Origin of the sequence: Bacteroides difficilis, from assembly GCF_048319815.1 — a bacterium.
Taxonomy (GTDB): Bacteria; Bacteroidota; Bacteroidia; order Bacteroidales; family Bacteroidaceae; genus Bacteroides; species Bacteroides zhangwenhongii.
The window spans coordinates 2,414,123-2,428,516 of record NZ_CP182814.1 but is presented as its reverse complement, the minus strand read 5'-3'; the positions used below and the strand labels follow the sequence as shown (position 1 = coordinate 2,428,516).

The window sequence follows — 14,394 nt, the reverse complement described above, 5'->3', positions numbered from 1 at the left end:
ATTTTGCGAGTCGAAATATCAAACAGTGAATAATAACAAAAAGAATCATATAAAAATGGCAGAACAAAAAAATCAGAATGAACATCTGAACGTAGAAGATGCACTGACACAATCGGAAGCGTTTCTTATCAAGTACAAAAACGCAATCATCGGCGGTGTTGTTGCTGTGATTATTATTGTAGCAGGTTTTATCATGTACAAAAACCTCTATGCTGAACCTCGTGAAGAAAAAGCACAAGCTGCTCTTTTCAAAGGACAGGAATACTTTGAGCAGGACGCTTTTGAGCAGGCTCTGAACGGTGACAGTATCGGTTATGCCGGTTTCCTGAAAGTAGCGGATGACTACAGTGGAACAAAAGCCGCTAACTTGGCAAAAGCATACGCAGGTATCTGCTACGCACAACTCGGTAAATATGAAGATGCAGTAAAGATGTTGGATAGCTTCGATGGAAGCGACCAGATGGTTGCTCCGGCAATCTTGGGTGCTGCCGGCAACTGCTATGCACAACTTGGACAATTGGATAAAGCGGCTTCTACTCTGCTGTCGGCAGCAGACAAAGCTGACAACAATACACTGAGCCCGATCTTCCTGTTGCAAGCCGGAGAAATCCTGGTAAAACAAGAAAAATATGACGATGCAGTAAACGCTTATACTAAGATTAAGGATAAATATTTCCAGTCTTACCAAGCAATGGACATCGACAAATACATCGAACAGGCTAAATTGATGAAAAAATAATAAGGCTCTAAATACCTTATTATATATAACTAAGTATATTATACTTTTTAGACGCGGATAACGCAGATAACGCGAATTTCAAAATGAACAAATCCGCATTATCTGCGTTATTTACGTTTAAAAGTCAATCCCCAAAATTCAAATTACTACTTACTATGGCAACAGCTTACCATAATTTATCCGAATACGATTTCAACTCCGTTCCGAATGCAGAAAATATGAAATTCGGCATTGTTGTATCTGAATGGAACTTCAATATTACAGGTGCTTTACTGAAAGGAGCGGTCGATACATTAAAAAAACATGGAGCCAAAGATGAAAATATTCTGGTAAAAACCGTACCCGGAAGTTTCGAACTTACCTTTGGCGCTAATCAAATGATGGAAAATTGTGATATTGACGCAATAATCGCAATAGGTTGCGTAATTAAAGGAGATACTCTGCATTTTGATTACGTTTGCATGGGAGCCACTCAAGGAATTACCGAGTTAAACGCAACTGGCGATATACCAGTAATTTACGGATTAATTACCACCAATACAATGGAGCAAGCAGAGGATCGTGCCGGTGGTAAGCTGGGTAACAAAGGAGACGAATGTGCAATCACTGCAATAAAAATGATTGATTTTGTTTGGAGTTTAAATAAATAGTTGTATCTTTGCACCGCAATTGAGAAACAAACCTCCTCAAGAGCAAAATAAAGGGCAAATACCAGAGTGGCCAAATGGGGCAGACTGTAAATCTGCTGGCTTACGCCTTCGGTGGTTCGAATCCATCTTTGCCCACAAAAATTGCGGAAGTAGCTCAGTTGATAGAGCATTAGCCTTCCAAGCTGAGGGTCGCGGGTTTGAGCCCCGTCTTCCGCTCTCTAAAGAGAATCTGAGAAATTGGATTCTCTTTTTTTATATACTTTAGACCGCCAAAATTATCTCTGCACCATGAAACCGAAACTATACAAACAGAAATTATAAAAAATATTATCAAAGCTCCATACAAGTACAAATGATTAAGAAAAAAGTAATATCTATTTTCTACTTGAAATATGAATAAAATTATTACTTTTGACACTCAAATGAAAAGAGGAGTAACCCTTATTAAAAAATAAAATATGATGAAAAGACTACTTACAGTTACTGCAATCGGTCTAACACTGCTAACCTGGCATGATAGCTGCACACACCCACCTAAAACTCAAGCAGCTTTCGTTCCCAAAGTGGCAACTCCTACCCGTCCCACCGAACTGAACAGACTTTCCATCGAGAACAATTCATCTCCGGTTGAAATCCCGTTTTCACACATGGCGGATGAAACAAAGTAAATACATTTATGAAAACAGCTATTCCAAAACCCTCCAAACAGAGCATTATCCGTGAAGCCAGAGATTATGTAATGATTGCCGTCGGCATGATTTTGTACGGCATCGGCTGGACAGTATTCTTACTACCTAACGATATAACCACCGGAGGAGTACCGGGTATCGCATCTATCGTATATTGGGCTACCGGCTTCCCCGTGCAATACACATATTTCGCCATCAACTTTTTCTTGCTTTTGCTTGCCCTTAAATTATTAGGGTTGAAGTTCTGTATCAAAACGATTTTTGGAGTATTCACTTTGACCTTCTTTTTGTCTGTTATTCAAAAGATGGCGACAGGTATCAGTCTGCTTCACGACCAGCCATTCATGGCATGTGTCATAGGAGCCTCATTTTGCGGAGGTGGTATCGGTGTAGCCTTTTCATCCAACGGGAGTACAGGCGGAACAGACATTATCGCTGCCATCATCAACAAATATAGAGACATCACTTTAGGACGAGTTGTATTAATTTGTGATATGATTATTATCTCTTCCAGTTATTTTGTCTTAAAAGACTGGGAAAAAGTGGTGTATGGATTTGTAACTCTATATATTTGTAGTTTCGTTCTTGACCAGGTAGTGAACAGCGCACGCCAATCCGTACAATTCTTTATCATATCCAACAAATATGAAGAAATAGGGCGGTGTATTAACGAATATCCACATCGGGGAGTGACGATTATCAATGCAACCGGTTTTTATACGGGACGTGAAGTGAAGATGATGTTCGTATTAGCGAAAAAACGGGAATCACCTATCATATTCCGGTTGATTAAAGATATAGACCCGAATGCTTTTGTTTCACAAAGTGCAGTCATCGGAGTGTATGGAGAAGGATTTGATCATATAAAAATAAAATAAACAAGAAATGAAAAACCAATATTGAAAAACATGAAATTTCGACCAACCCCCAAGTTATTAACAGGCATTTTCATGGGAATCGTTTCCCTGACAACATTTAATGCGACGGCTGAGAACGCTGTAAAGCCTTATTGGCAAGACGTGCAAGTAGTTGCTGTCAACAAAGAGTACCCCCGTACTGTGTTTATGACGTATGACAACCGCGACGATGCGCTAAGCGGCAAGTTTGAGCGAAGCAAATATTACCGCTTATTGAATGGAACATGGAAGTTCTATTTTGTAGATTCCTATAAAAAACTTCCTGATAACATTACCGATCCGAATATCAGCACAGAATCGTGGGATAATATTCAAGTACCCGGTAACTGGGAAGTACAAGGACATGGAACAGCCATCTACACGAATCACGGATACGAGTTCAAACCGCGTAACCCTCAGCCTCCTACCCTGCCCGAAGCGAATCCGGTAGGAGTATACCGCCGGAATATCGACATTCCCTCCGATTGGGACGGACGGGATATCTACCTGCATCTGGCCGGAGCCAAATCCGGTGTATACGTATATATCAACGGACAGGAAGTGGGATATAGCGAAGATTCTAAGAATCCCGCTGAATACCTTATCAATAAACATGTGAAACCCGGCAAGAACGTACTCACCCTAAAGATCTTCCGTTGGAGTACGGGTTCTTATCTCGAATGTCAGGACTTCTGGCGTATAAGCGGTATCGAACGTGACGTATACCTCTATTCACAGCCCAAAGTGGCAATCAAGGATTTCCGGGTAACATCGACATTGGATGATACTTATAAAAACGGTATCTTCAAGTTGACTATGGATATCCGCAATACCGGTTCTCAAACTTCCAAAGATTATATTATCGGATATAAGGTTTTTGATCCGAAAACAAATAAGGTAATCGCCGAAAGCGAAAAGAATTCCGCATTCAACGCCAACAGTACGGTTTCTCTCTTCGGACATACGGAAATAGAAATACCCGATGTAAAGACATGGACCTCAGAACACCCCAATCTCTACAAACTGCTGATGTATATCAAGGACGGAGATAAAATTGTGGAAATGGTTCCTTTCAATATCGGTTTCCGCCGCATCGAGATTAAGCCGATCGAACAAAAAGCCGCCAACGGACAGCCGTATGTCTGCTTATTCATCAACGGCCAACCTCTGAAACTGAAAGGAGTGAATATCCATGAACACAACCCGGCTACAGGACATTACGTGCCAGAGGATTTGATGCGTCGTGACTTCGAGTTGATGAAACAACATAACTTGAACAGCGTACGTCTTTGCCACTATCCGCAAGACCGCCGCTTCTACGAACTTTGCGACGAATACGGGCTGTACGTCTATGACGAGGCAAACATAGAAAGTCATGGAATGTACTACGATCTCCGTAAAGGCGGCACATTGGGTAACAACCCCGAATGGCTGAAACCACACATGGACCGTACGATCAATATGTTCGAACGTAACAAAAACTATCCGAGTGTTACCATCTGGTCATTGGGCAATGAAGCTGGAAACGGATATAACTTCTATCAGACTTACCTATGGCTGAAAGAAGCGGATAAGAATATCATGGCACGCCCCGTTAACTACGAACGTGCTCAATGGGAGTGGAACTCCGATATGTATGTTCCTCAATATCCGGGTGCCGATTGGTTGGAAAGTATCGGCAAAAACGGCAGTGACCGCCCTGTAGCTCCTTCCGAATATGCGCACGCTATGGGTAACTCCACCGGAAACCTGTGGGGACAGTGGCAGGCTATCTATAAGTATCCGAATCTTCAGGGTGGATATATTTGGGACTGGGTAGATCAAGGTATTCTCCAAAAAGACAAAAACGGGAAAGAATATTGGGCATACGGAGGCGATTTCGGTGTAAATGCGCCCAGCGACGGTAACTTCCTTTGCAACGGTCTTGTAAACCCCGACCGAGGTCCGCACCCCGCAATGGCTGAAGTGAAGTATGTACATCAGAATGTAGGATTTGAAGCAACAGACATCGCATCCGGCAAATTCAAGATTACCAATCGTTTCTACTTCACTAATCTGAAAAAATATCAGATTCATTATAATGTGGTCGCTAACAACAAAATCATAAGAGGCGGCAAGGTATCATTGGATATCGAACCGCAAGCTTCCAAAGAATTCACAGTACCGGTCAATGGGCTGAAAGCACAGCCGGGAACAGAATATTTTGTCAACTTCAGCGTAACGACAGTGGAGCCGGAACCTTTAATTCCGATTGGTTATGAAATAGCATACGACCAGTTCCAACTTCCTGTTCAGGCAGAAAAAGAAACTTATAAAGTCAGCGGACCTGCACTAAGCACATCCACACAAGGAGATGAACTCATTGTATCATCTTCAAAGGTAAATTTCGTATTTAATAAGAAAAGCGGTCTGGTGACTTCCTATAAAGTAGACGGTACTGAATATTTCAAGGATGGATTCGGTATCCAACCTAATTTCTGGCGTGCTCCCAATGACAATGATTATGGAAACGGCGCTCCCAAACGTTTACAAGTTTGGAAAGAGTCGAGCAAGAACTTCCATGTGACGGACGTCAGCATGACGAATGAGAATAAAGTGGTTTCATTAAATGCAACTTACTTGTTGGCTGCCGGAAACCTTTATATAGTCACTTACAAAATCTATCCGAGCGGAGTGGTCAATGTGAATGCCAAGTTTACTTCTACGGATATGCAAGCGGCAGAAACGGAAGTTTCCGAAGCTACCCGCATGGCTACTTTCACTCCCGGGAGTGATGCAGCCCGCAAAGCGGCTTCCAAGTTGGAGGTTCCACGCATCGGAGTACGTTTCCGTCTGCCGGCTCAGATGAATAACATACAATACTTCGGTCGCGGTCCGGAAGAAAATTACATCGACCGTAATCACGGAACAGTTGTCGGTGTATATAAGACAACGGCAGACAAAATGTATTTCAACTATGTTCGTCCGCAAGAAAACGGACATCGCACCGATACACGTTGGATTGCCCTGTCTCCGGACAAAGGTAAGGGGCTGGTCATTGTAGCCGACAGCTTAGTCGGATTCAACACTTTACGCAACTCCATCGAAGATTTCGATTCGGAAGAAGCGCTTCCTCATCCTTACCAATGGAGTAACTTCACCCCCGAAGAAGTTGCCAATCACAATGAAAAAGCGGCACGTAATGTTCTGAGAAGAATGCATCATGTCAATGACATCACTCCAAGAGACTTCGTGGAAGTATGTGTGGATATGAAGCAACAAGGCGTGGGTGGCTATGACAGTTGGGGTTCACGTCCGGAACCAATCTATCAGATTCCGGCCAATCGCGAATACAATTGGGGATTCACACTCGTCCCCGTCCGTTCTCCCGGTCAGGCCAATGAAGCCGCTAAATATGATTATCGATAACCTTAGTATAAATTTTTAAAGAAAAGACCCATGAAAGATTTATCTGGCATTGTAGCTAAATTCAAAGTTCAAGGCACAGTAGAAGAGATCAAGCCTTTAGGAACAGGACTTATCAACGACACCTATAAAGTAAACACCAAAGAGGTAGATGCCCCCGACTATGTCCTGCAACGCATCAATCATGCTATCTTTCAGAATGTAGAAATGCTTCAAGCAAATATATCCGCCGTTACAGGACATATACGCAAAAAACTGACAGAAGCAGGCGAAGCGGATATTGACCGCAAGGTGTTGAACTTCCTCGAAACGGAAGAAGGCAAGACATATTGGTTCGACGGTGAAAGTTACTGGCGTGTGATGGTATTCATCCCACGTGCAAAGACCTACGAGACGGTCAATCCCGAATATTCAAATTATGCCGGAAAAGCATTCGGTAATTTCCAGGCTATGCTGGCCGATATTCCGGAAACACTGGGCGAAACGATTCCCGACTTCCACAACATGGAGTTCCGTCTCAAACAACTTCGTGACGCTGTTGCAGCGAATGCAGCCGGAAGAGTGGCAGAAGTACAGTACTATTTGGATGAAATAGAAAAACGTGCAGACGAAATGTGTAAAGCGGAACGTCTGTATCGGGAAGGTAAACTCCCCAAACGGGTCTGCCATTGCGATACGAAAGTTAATAATATGATGTTCGACGAAGATGGCAAAGTGTTGTGCGTCATTGACTTGGATACGGTAATGCCCAGCTTTATCTTCTCCGACTACGGTGATTTCCTCCGTACGGGAGCCAATACGGGCGATGAGGACGACAAGGATTTGGATCGTGTCAACTTCAATATGGAAATATTCAAGGCATTTACAAAAGGCTATCTGGAAGGCGCCAAGTCATTCCTGACTCCGATAGAGATCGAGAATCTTCCTTATGCAGCCGCTCTATTCCCTTATATGCAGTGTGTACGGTTCTTGGCTGATTACATCAATGGAGATACTTACTATAAGATTAAATATCCCGAACATAACTTGGTTCGCACCAAAGCACAATTCAAGTTATTGCAAAGCGTAGAAGCTCACACACCGGAAATGGTGGAATTCATCAACGAATGCTTAAAAAGTTGAGAGTGGAGAATTGAGAGTGGAGAGTTTACCTGGTAAAAACTCCATTCTCCCAGCGATAAACAATAGGACGGTGGAGAAACGGCTTCAGTTTCTCTGCCGTTTCTTTTGACATATAATCGGGAGTGGTCAAGGTAACGGTCAGCTCTGTATTCTCTTTATTAAAGTCAGCTTTCATCAGTAGCATATCTGCCGGACGGCTAGCCTCATCAAATTCATAAACAGCTGTCGGTTCCGGAGTATTCAGGAAATCGTTCAATATCGGTAAAGTGATAAACTGAGAAGCTGCAAGCGGTTGCCAGTCGGTAGTATAAAAGTGAATACGGCTGTCGCAAGCAGGAGCGCAAGCCGTAGAAATAGTACAAATAATATTCGTCGTATCGTTCAACGCTAATAATTTCATTTGCCACGTAGTCTGTGGAGACATCTGCATACGGATATAGTCTTTACTTAAATCCGTCATTTCCGATTTCTTACCGAATCGGTTCTCTACCTGTGCCCTCATCTTACTTTCCAGAAAGTCGATACAGTCTTCACGATTTACTTTGGTCAGCAGAGGACTCAAAGAATCCGGCATATTCACAAATACGGTTTTAGCTTCTTGCGCCTGAAGAGAAGTCATAGAAATGCTCCCGACAACAGAAAAAAAGATAGCGACTGCTAATTTATTTATTTTCATATTTATCTTATTTAGTCCCCAAATATAAGAATATCATTCCGATTAACACTAGTATAAGGTCAATCGCTTTGCTTTTTAAATTCTTTTCACGGAAGAAAAGCGCACCGAAAATGAAAGAAACAATTACACTTCCCCGACGAACCATCGAAACAATGGAAATCATGGAATCATCATAACTCAATGCATAGAAATAGACAAAGTCGGCTGCAGAGAGGAAAATGGAAATAAGGATAATCGTCCAATCCCAGCGAAAAGGGGTAGTCGACTTTCTTTTCGGCCACCAAAGCAATAATAGAATGGGACACATAATAAAAACCTGATAAACATTATACCAGGACTGCACCAACATCGGGTTCAATGACTTCATCAGATACTTGTCATACAATCCGCTGATAGCTCCCGTTATCGCAGCCAGCACGATAAAGAATATCCATTTATTATGCTTGAAGTCGATTCCTTCTTTCTTTCCAGAACGGCTCAGCATGAAAAAAGAGACAACAGCCAGCAGCACACCGATCCATTGATAAAGGTTCAACCGCTCGCCAAACACGAGCATTGCCCCTACAAGAACCATCACCGGACGGGTGGCATTGATCGGTCCTACGATCGTGATGGGCAAATGTTTCATCCCGAAATAACCGAATATCCATGAAGACAGCACTATGAATGACTTGATGATAATATATTTATGCTGTTCCCAACCCGCAACAGGGACATTGAATATACTTCCTCCCAACAGATTCGGCTCATATATAGAGAACAGGATAAACGGCAGGAAGATAAGGCTGGAAAAGAAAGTGTTCAAGAACAATACAGGAAGCACCGCATTGTCTTTCAGTGATTTCTTTTTAAATACATCATAAAAGCCCAACAAAGTAGCTGATAGAAAAGCCAACAATAACCACATAGAAAATAAGTAAGAATTAAAAATTAAGAATTAAAGGTGTGTAGGAGAAAGGAATATCGTATCGGGATATTCCACATTCACCAGAAACAAAGCCTGTCCCGGAGCGGAAGTCCCGGCTTTGCAACGGTCTTTCTGTTCTATAATTCGCCTGAAGCCCTCAATGGAAAGCTTTCCACGCCCCACTTCAATCAGTGTGCCCACTATGGCACGCACCATATTCCGCAAAAAGCGGTCGGCCCGGATGGTAAACACCCAAGTGGCGTCCTCTTCCCGTGTCCATTCCGCATGAGTAATATGGCAGATATTTGTCTTTACATCCGTATGCAACTTGCTGAAACTCGTAAAGTCAGTATATTCGAAAAGCACTTTCGCCGCCTCATTCATACGTTCATAATCCAACGGACTGTAAACCCTGCAGCGATATTGCCGGTTGAAAGGATATTTGGCAGTGGTCACATAATATTTGTAAGTCCGGGCTGTCGCATCAAAACGCGCATGAGCCTCCGGCCGGACACGGCAAACACGGTAGACAGAAATATCAGGCGGTAACAAACGATTCAGTTTGTCGGCAACGGATTCCGTATCCAACGGTTCATCATAGTCAAAATGGGCGACCATCAAAGAGGCGTGCACCCCCGCATCGGTTCTCCCCGCTCCCACAACTTCTATCTCACGACGCAGAAAGGTAGACAATGCGTTCATCAAGCATTCCTGCACACTAATTCCATTCGGTTGAATCTGCCAACCGTGATAGTTGGTTCCATCATAAGCCAAATAAATAAAATACCTTTGCACGCTTATTCCTCCTTTTTTGAATTTTCGCGTGCAAAAGTAGTCATTTTATCTTATTTATCTTTGTATAGTTCGCATAAACTCGTATATTTGAAAAACAATATGGATGATTCACTAACTGTACCCAATTATGAGCAGTACTATTTTCCTCATTATCGCCCTCGTCACAACAGGCATTTTTGTGATTCAATTTATTCTATCAATCTTCTTCGGAGATATAGACGCTGATGTTGACGTAGACACTGACATCAGCAGCGTAGTTTCTTTCAAGGGGCTCACCCATTTCGGAATCGGATTTGGCTGGTACATGTATTTGGCAGGAAATACGGAGATTCAGACCTATGCCGTTGCAATCTTTGTAGGACTCTGTTTCGTTCTCGCTGTCTGGTTCTTGTATAAAAAAGCTTTCCAACTACAACAGGTAAACCGTTCCGAACAGACAGAACAGTTGGTCGGACGCGAATGTACGATCTACTTCAAGCAAAATGACGGCAGATACACCGTACAGACAAAACGGGATGGAGCCATGCGCGAAGTGGACGTAATCTCCGAATCGGGGAAGACGTATCAAACGGGAGACCATACGGTTATCACCCGATATCAGAACGGGACATTGTATATTCAGTAACTATTTAAAATACACAAATCTATGACACAAGAAATTCTAATCATGGTCGCTATATTAGTGGCGGTCATCTTACTCACTTTTATCGGTATCTTGTCTCGTTATCGCAAATGTAAGAGTGACGAAGTCCTCGTTGTATACGGTAAGACAGGAAGAGACAAAAAATCCGCAAAGCTATATCACGGAGGAGCAGCCTTTGTATGGCCGATTATCCAAGGGTATGAGTTCTTGTCAATGAAGCCGATGCAGATCGACTGCAAACTGACGGGGGCTCTTTCCGCACAGAATATACGTGTCGATGTACCGACTACTATCACTGTAGCCATCAGCACCGACCCGGAAGTGATGCAAAATGCCGCCGAACGTATGTTAGGGCTGACAATGGACGACAAACAGAATCTGATTACAGATGTAGTCTATGGGCAGATGCGTTTGGTTATCGCCGACATGACGATTGAAGAACTGAACTCCGACCGCGACAAGTTCCTTTCTAAAGTAAAAGACAATATCGATACGGAACTTCGCAAATTCGGTCTGTACCTCATGAATATCAATATCAGTGATATCCGTGACGCTGCCAACTATATCGTAAACTTAGGTAAGGAAGCCGAAAGTAAGGCACAGAATGAGGCGCAAGCGAACATCGAGGAACAGGAAAAATTAGGTGCCATTAAGATTGCCAATCAAATAAAAGAACGGGAAACAAAGGTTGCCGAGACGCGTAAAGACCAGGATATCGCCATTGCGGAAACAAAGAAATTGCAGGAAATTTCCGTTGCCAATGCAGATAAGGACAGAATCTCCCAAGTAGCCATCGCAAATGCGGAAAAAGAATCTCAAGTAGCCAAAGCGGAAGCAGAAAAGAATATCCGTATCGAGCAGGCAAATACCGAAAAAGAAAGTCGTATTGCCGAACTGAACTCCGACATGGAAATCAAACAGGCGGAAGCTGCGAAGAAAGCCGCTATCGGGCGAAATGACGCACAAAAAGAGGTTGCTTTATCAAATGCGGATTTGGCTGTAACACAAGCTAACGCTGATAAGCAAGCCGGTGAAGCCGCTGCAAGATCGGAAGCCGCAGTACAAACAGCCCGTGAAATCGCTCAAAAAGAAGTAGAAGAAGCAAAAGCCCGGAAAGTGGAATCTTCATTAAAGGCGGAAAAGATTGTACCTGCCGAAATCTCCAGGCAGGAAGCTATTCTTCAAGCAAACGCTATTGCGGAAAAGATAACCCGTGAAGCGGAAGCCCGTGCAAAAGCCACTTTGGCACAAGCGGAAGCAGAAGCAAAAGCTATCCAACTGAAACTGGAAGCGGAAGCAGAAGGTAAAAAGCGTTCATTACTTGCTGAAGCGGAAGGTTTCGAAGCAATGGTAAGAGCTGCCGAATCAAATCCGGCTATCGCCATCCAATACAAGATGGTAGACCAATGGAAAGAAATTGCCGGTGAACAGGTGAAAGCATTCGAACATATAAACTTAGGAAATATCACCGTATTTGACGGCGGAAACGGAGGAACAAGTAATTTCTTGAATACATTAGTAAAAACGGTTGCACCAAGTCTCGGTGTATTGGACAAGTTGCCTATCGGTGAAACAGTGAAAGGTATCATTAATCCGGAAAACAAAACGGAAGAAAAGCCCGCAACGAAAGCTGAAGAAAAAAAGAAATAATCCGAATTTATTAGTTTAGTAAAGTGCGCTGATGAGAAAAAGAAAAGTCTTATTCTCATCAGTGCATTTTTTCATATATACGAATCAGTATAAAAACGGTGCGGAAAGGGGCCAAATACTATTTTTATTTCTTTTTCTGCCTAATCAGATTAGCCGCATTACTTATTCTTTTTGCGTTTGACTATAGTCTTCCTTACGTATAACTATAGTCATACGCAAAGTACACTATAGTTATACGAAGTAAAAGTAACGAATGAAATGAGTCTAAATAGTGAATCGATTATAAAAGAATGCCTATAGAAATCAATAAGAATAAGAAGGCTATCATTGTTTAATTCAAAACCTAGTACGTTATGAATATGCAGCGGAAAATAATGCAAAGCATAGAACGTATGGAAAAATAGCGTATATTTGCGGGCAAAAAAGGACAAAATGACTATTTACAAGCTTCGCATATTACCACTATTTTTACTAGTTATTAGCTTCACGACACTCACTTCAGGGTGCAAAAAGAAAGATATGTCACTGAAACTGAATGAGCCCCGCAACATTCGTGGCGTTGTCAGTTACAAACGCTCTTTCCCTGATTTGAACGATGCACATCTGAAAGCCGCTAAAAAGATAGGTATCAGCCCGTTGGCAGACCGAGAGGAAGCGGAAACTATGAAAGAAAAACTGACTCATATCACTGATAATGATTTCTATACAGTAGATTCATTAACACACTCCATCCCCTACCTCGTTCCACGTGCCAGCGCATTGCTCGATACAATCGGCTCCAACTTTCTCGATTCACTGGCTGCCAAAGGGTTGAACCCGAATCAAGTGATTGTCACCTCCGTGCTGCGTACACAAAACGATGTGAAGCGTCTCCGCCGTCGCAACGGAAATGCTTCCGCCAATTCGGCACATTGTTTCGGGGCTACTTTCGATGTGAGTTGGAAACGCTTCAAGAAAGTAGAAGATGAAGACGGACGTCCTTTACAGGATGTCAGCGCAGACACCCTTAAACTCGTTCTGTCAGAGGTATTGAGAGACTTGCGGAAAGCCGAAAAATGCTATATTAAATATGAGCTGAAGCAAGGTTGTTTCCATATTACGGCCAGGTGACGTAAGAAATGAATGTAAATTGCAATAAAATTCGCCCCTAAACAATCAGAGAATCCAAAACGTTTCATTAAATTTGCAGAAATTTTTCTTTAATACAATTGAATGATAGAGAAACTGATTGTTCTTGAGGACATTGATCCGGTTATTTTTTACGGCGTAAACAACGCCAACATACAGTTAATTAAAGCTTTATATCCAAAGCTACGCATAGTTGCCCGAGGTAATGCCATCAAAGTGCTGGGCGATGAGGAAGAAATGTGTGCTTTCGAAGAAAATATCACCAAACTTGAGAAGTACTGTGCCGAATATAACTCTCTGAAAGAAGAGGTTATCATTGACATTATAAAAGGAAATGCCCCGCAAGCAGAGCAAACCGGGAACGTGATTGTATTCAGCGTCACAGGAAAGCCCATCATCCCCCGAAGCGAAAACCAGCTGAAACTGGTAGAAGGATTTGCCAAGAATGATATGGTATTTGCCATCGGTCCGGCGGGTTCGGGAAAGACATATACCGCTATCGCCCTTGCCGTACGCGCATTGAAGAATAAAGAAATCAAGAAAATCATCCTTAGCCGCCCCGCCGTAGAAGCCGGAGAAAAGCTCGGTTTCCTGCCCGGTGACATGAAAGATAAGATCGACCCATACTTGCAACCTTTATATGATGCCTTGCAAGACATGATACCTGCCGCCAAGTTAAAGGAATACATGGAATTGAACGTTATCCAGATCGCTCCGTTAGCCTTTATGCGCGGACGTACACTGAATGACGCAGTCGTAATTTTGGATGAAGCCCAAAACACCACTACGCAACAAATCAAAATGTTCCTTACCCGTATGGGTATGAACACCAAAATGATTGTGACGGGAGACATGACACAGATCGACCTCCCCGCTTCACAAACATCGGGATTGGTGCAAGCCCTCCGTATCTTGAAAGGAGTGAAAGGTATCAGTTTTGTCGAACTGAACAAAAAAGATATCGTACGTCATAAACTGGTGGAACGTATCGTGGATGCTTACGAAAAATTCGACAAAGAAGCGAAAGCCGAACGGAATGGTTCACCACAGAGGACACAGAGTACACAGAGGATTTAATCCAAATATTTCAATGA

13 protein-coding genes and 2 tRNA genes are annotated in these 14,394 nt (G+C 42.8%); 12 read left to right on the top strand and 3 right to left on the bottom strand.

Translation table 11 applies throughout. The annotated features are described in order from the left end of the window. Positions 1-55: 55 nt before the first annotated feature. The 8 genes from ACNOGP_RS08915 to ACNOGP_RS08880 all read left to right on the top strand — a co-directional run bounded on the left by ACNOGP_RS08915 (position 56) and on the right by ACNOGP_RS08880 (position 7,501). Entirely contained in the window at positions 56-739 is a 684-nt protein-coding gene (locus tag ACNOGP_RS08915) for a tetratricopeptide repeat protein (RefSeq protein WP_418214594.1), read from the top strand. Between the two features lie 155 nt (positions 740-894). Beyond that, positions 895-1,389 (top strand): 6,7-dimethyl-8-ribityllumazine synthase, encoded by a 495-nt coding sequence (gene ribH, locus ACNOGP_RS08910; protein WP_418214593.1) that lies wholly within the window; start codon positions 895-897, stop codon positions 1,387-1,389. A gap of 52 nt (positions 1,390-1,441) precedes the next feature. After that, positions 1,442-1,524, top strand: a tRNA-Tyr gene (locus ACNOGP_RS08905). 8 nt (positions 1,525-1,532) lie between these two features. Continuing rightward, positions 1,533-1,605 (top strand) — tRNA-Gly (locus ACNOGP_RS08900). Between the two features lie 242 nt (positions 1,606-1,847). Beyond that, the gene (locus ACNOGP_RS08895) at positions 1,848-2,057 is read left to right on the top strand and encodes a hypothetical protein (RefSeq protein ID WP_186966922.1); all 210 of its coding nucleotides are present in this window, start codon (positions 1,848-1,850) and stop codon (positions 2,055-2,057) included. An 8-nt stretch (positions 2,058-2,065) separates the two neighbouring features. Then, complete coding sequence (locus ACNOGP_RS08890) at positions 2,066-2,956, top strand: YitT family protein (protein WP_007757706.1); 891 nt, start codon at positions 2,066-2,068, stop codon at positions 2,954-2,956. A gap of 72 nt (positions 2,957-3,028) precedes the next feature. Then, positions 3,029-6,382 carry a glycoside hydrolase family 2 TIM barrel-domain containing protein gene (locus ACNOGP_RS08885; RefSeq protein ID WP_418214753.1) on the top strand — a complete coding sequence of 1,118 codons (3,354 nt, stop codon included), beginning with the start codon at positions 3,029-3,031 and terminating at the stop codon, positions 6,380-6,382. Between the two features lie 30 nt (positions 6,383-6,412). After that, positions 6,413-7,501, top strand: a complete 1,089-nt coding sequence (locus tag ACNOGP_RS08880) for a phosphotransferase enzyme family protein (protein WP_143865511.1) — start codon at positions 6,413-6,415, stop codon at positions 7,499-7,501. 25 nt (positions 7,502-7,526) lie between these two features. Here the strand turns inward: ACNOGP_RS08880 and ACNOGP_RS08875 are convergent, their stop codons facing one another. The 3 genes from ACNOGP_RS08875 to truA are packed head-to-tail and all read right to left on the bottom strand — an operon-like array spanning position 7,527 to position 9,879. Next, positions 7,527-8,177: a DUF3256 family protein gene (locus ACNOGP_RS08875; RefSeq protein WP_418214592.1), complete on the bottom strand. Its 651-nt coding sequence runs from the start codon at positions 8,175-8,177 to the stop codon at positions 7,527-7,529. Between the two features lie 7 nt (positions 8,178-8,184). Further along, positions 8,185-9,084, bottom strand: a complete 900-nt coding sequence (locus ACNOGP_RS08870; protein WP_007765029.1) for a DMT family transporter — start codon at positions 9,082-9,084, stop codon at positions 8,185-8,187. A 30-nt stretch (positions 9,085-9,114) separates the two neighbouring features. Next, entirely contained in the window at positions 9,115-9,879 is a 765-nt protein-coding gene (truA, locus tag ACNOGP_RS08865) for a tRNA pseudouridine(38-40) synthase TruA (RefSeq protein WP_007757711.1), read from the bottom strand. A 127-nt stretch (positions 9,880-10,006) separates the two neighbouring features. Here truA and ACNOGP_RS08860 point away from each other — a divergent pair, with 127 nt between their 5' ends. The 4 genes from ACNOGP_RS08860 to ACNOGP_RS08845 all read left to right on the top strand — a co-directional run bounded on the left by ACNOGP_RS08860 (position 10,007) and on the right by ACNOGP_RS08845 (position 14,377). Further along, positions 10,007-10,504, top strand: coding sequence for a hypothetical protein (locus ACNOGP_RS08860; RefSeq protein WP_007757712.1), 498 nt, complete (start codon positions 10,007-10,009; stop codon positions 10,502-10,504). A gap of 21 nt (positions 10,505-10,525) precedes the next feature. Continuing rightward, a complete protein-coding gene (locus ACNOGP_RS08855; protein ID WP_007757713.1) occupies positions 10,526-12,172 on the top strand; it encodes a flotillin family protein in 1,647 nt (548 codons plus the stop codon). A gap of 432 nt (positions 12,173-12,604) precedes the next feature. Further along, entirely contained in the window at positions 12,605-13,282 is a 678-nt protein-coding gene (locus ACNOGP_RS08850; RefSeq protein ID WP_418214591.1) for a DUF5715 family protein, read from the top strand. A 102-nt stretch (positions 13,283-13,384) separates the two neighbouring features. After that, complete coding sequence (locus ACNOGP_RS08845) at positions 13,385-14,377, top strand: PhoH family protein (protein ID WP_418214590.1); 993 nt, start codon at positions 13,385-13,387, stop codon at positions 14,375-14,377. Positions 14,378-14,394: the final 17 nt, after the last annotated feature.

Excerpts from the sequence above, each read along its gene's own strand:
- ACNOGP_RS08915 (WP_418214594.1), top strand. The coding sequence starts at position 56 with ATGGCAGAACAAAAAAATCAGAATGAACATCTGAACGTAGAAGATGCA.
- ribH (WP_418214593.1), top strand. The coding sequence starts at position 895 with ATGGCAACAGCTTACCATAATTTATCCGAATACGATTTCAACTCCGTT.
- ACNOGP_RS08895 (WP_186966922.1), top strand. The coding sequence starts at position 1,848 with ATGATGAAAAGACTACTTACAGTTACTGCAATCGGTCTAACACTGCTA.
- ACNOGP_RS08890 (WP_007757706.1), top strand. The coding sequence starts at position 2,066 with ATGAAAACAGCTATTCCAAAACCCTCCAAACAGAGCATTATCCGTGAA.
- ACNOGP_RS08885 (WP_418214753.1), top strand. The coding sequence starts at position 3,029 with ATGGGAATCGTTTCCCTGACAACATTTAATGCGACGGCTGAGAACGCT.
- ACNOGP_RS08880 (WP_143865511.1), top strand. The coding sequence starts at position 6,413 with ATGAAAGATTTATCTGGCATTGTAGCTAAATTCAAAGTTCAAGGCACA.
- ACNOGP_RS08875 (WP_418214592.1), bottom strand. The coding sequence starts at position 8,177 with ATGAAAATAAATAAATTAGCAGTCGCTATCTTTTTTTCTGTTGTCGGG.
- ACNOGP_RS08870 (WP_007765029.1), bottom strand. The coding sequence starts at position 9,084 with ATGTGGTTATTGTTGGCTTTTCTATCAGCTACTTTGTTGGGCTTTTAT.
- ACNOGP_RS08860 (WP_007757712.1), top strand. The coding sequence starts at position 10,007 with ATGAGCAGTACTATTTTCCTCATTATCGCCCTCGTCACAACAGGCATT.
- ACNOGP_RS08855 (WP_007757713.1), top strand. The coding sequence starts at position 10,526 with ATGACACAAGAAATTCTAATCATGGTCGCTATATTAGTGGCGGTCATC.
- ACNOGP_RS08850 (WP_418214591.1), top strand. The coding sequence starts at position 12,605 with ATGACTATTTACAAGCTTCGCATATTACCACTATTTTTACTAGTTATT.
- ACNOGP_RS08845 (WP_418214590.1), top strand. The coding sequence starts at position 13,385 with ATGATAGAGAAACTGATTGTTCTTGAGGACATTGATCCGGTTATTTTT.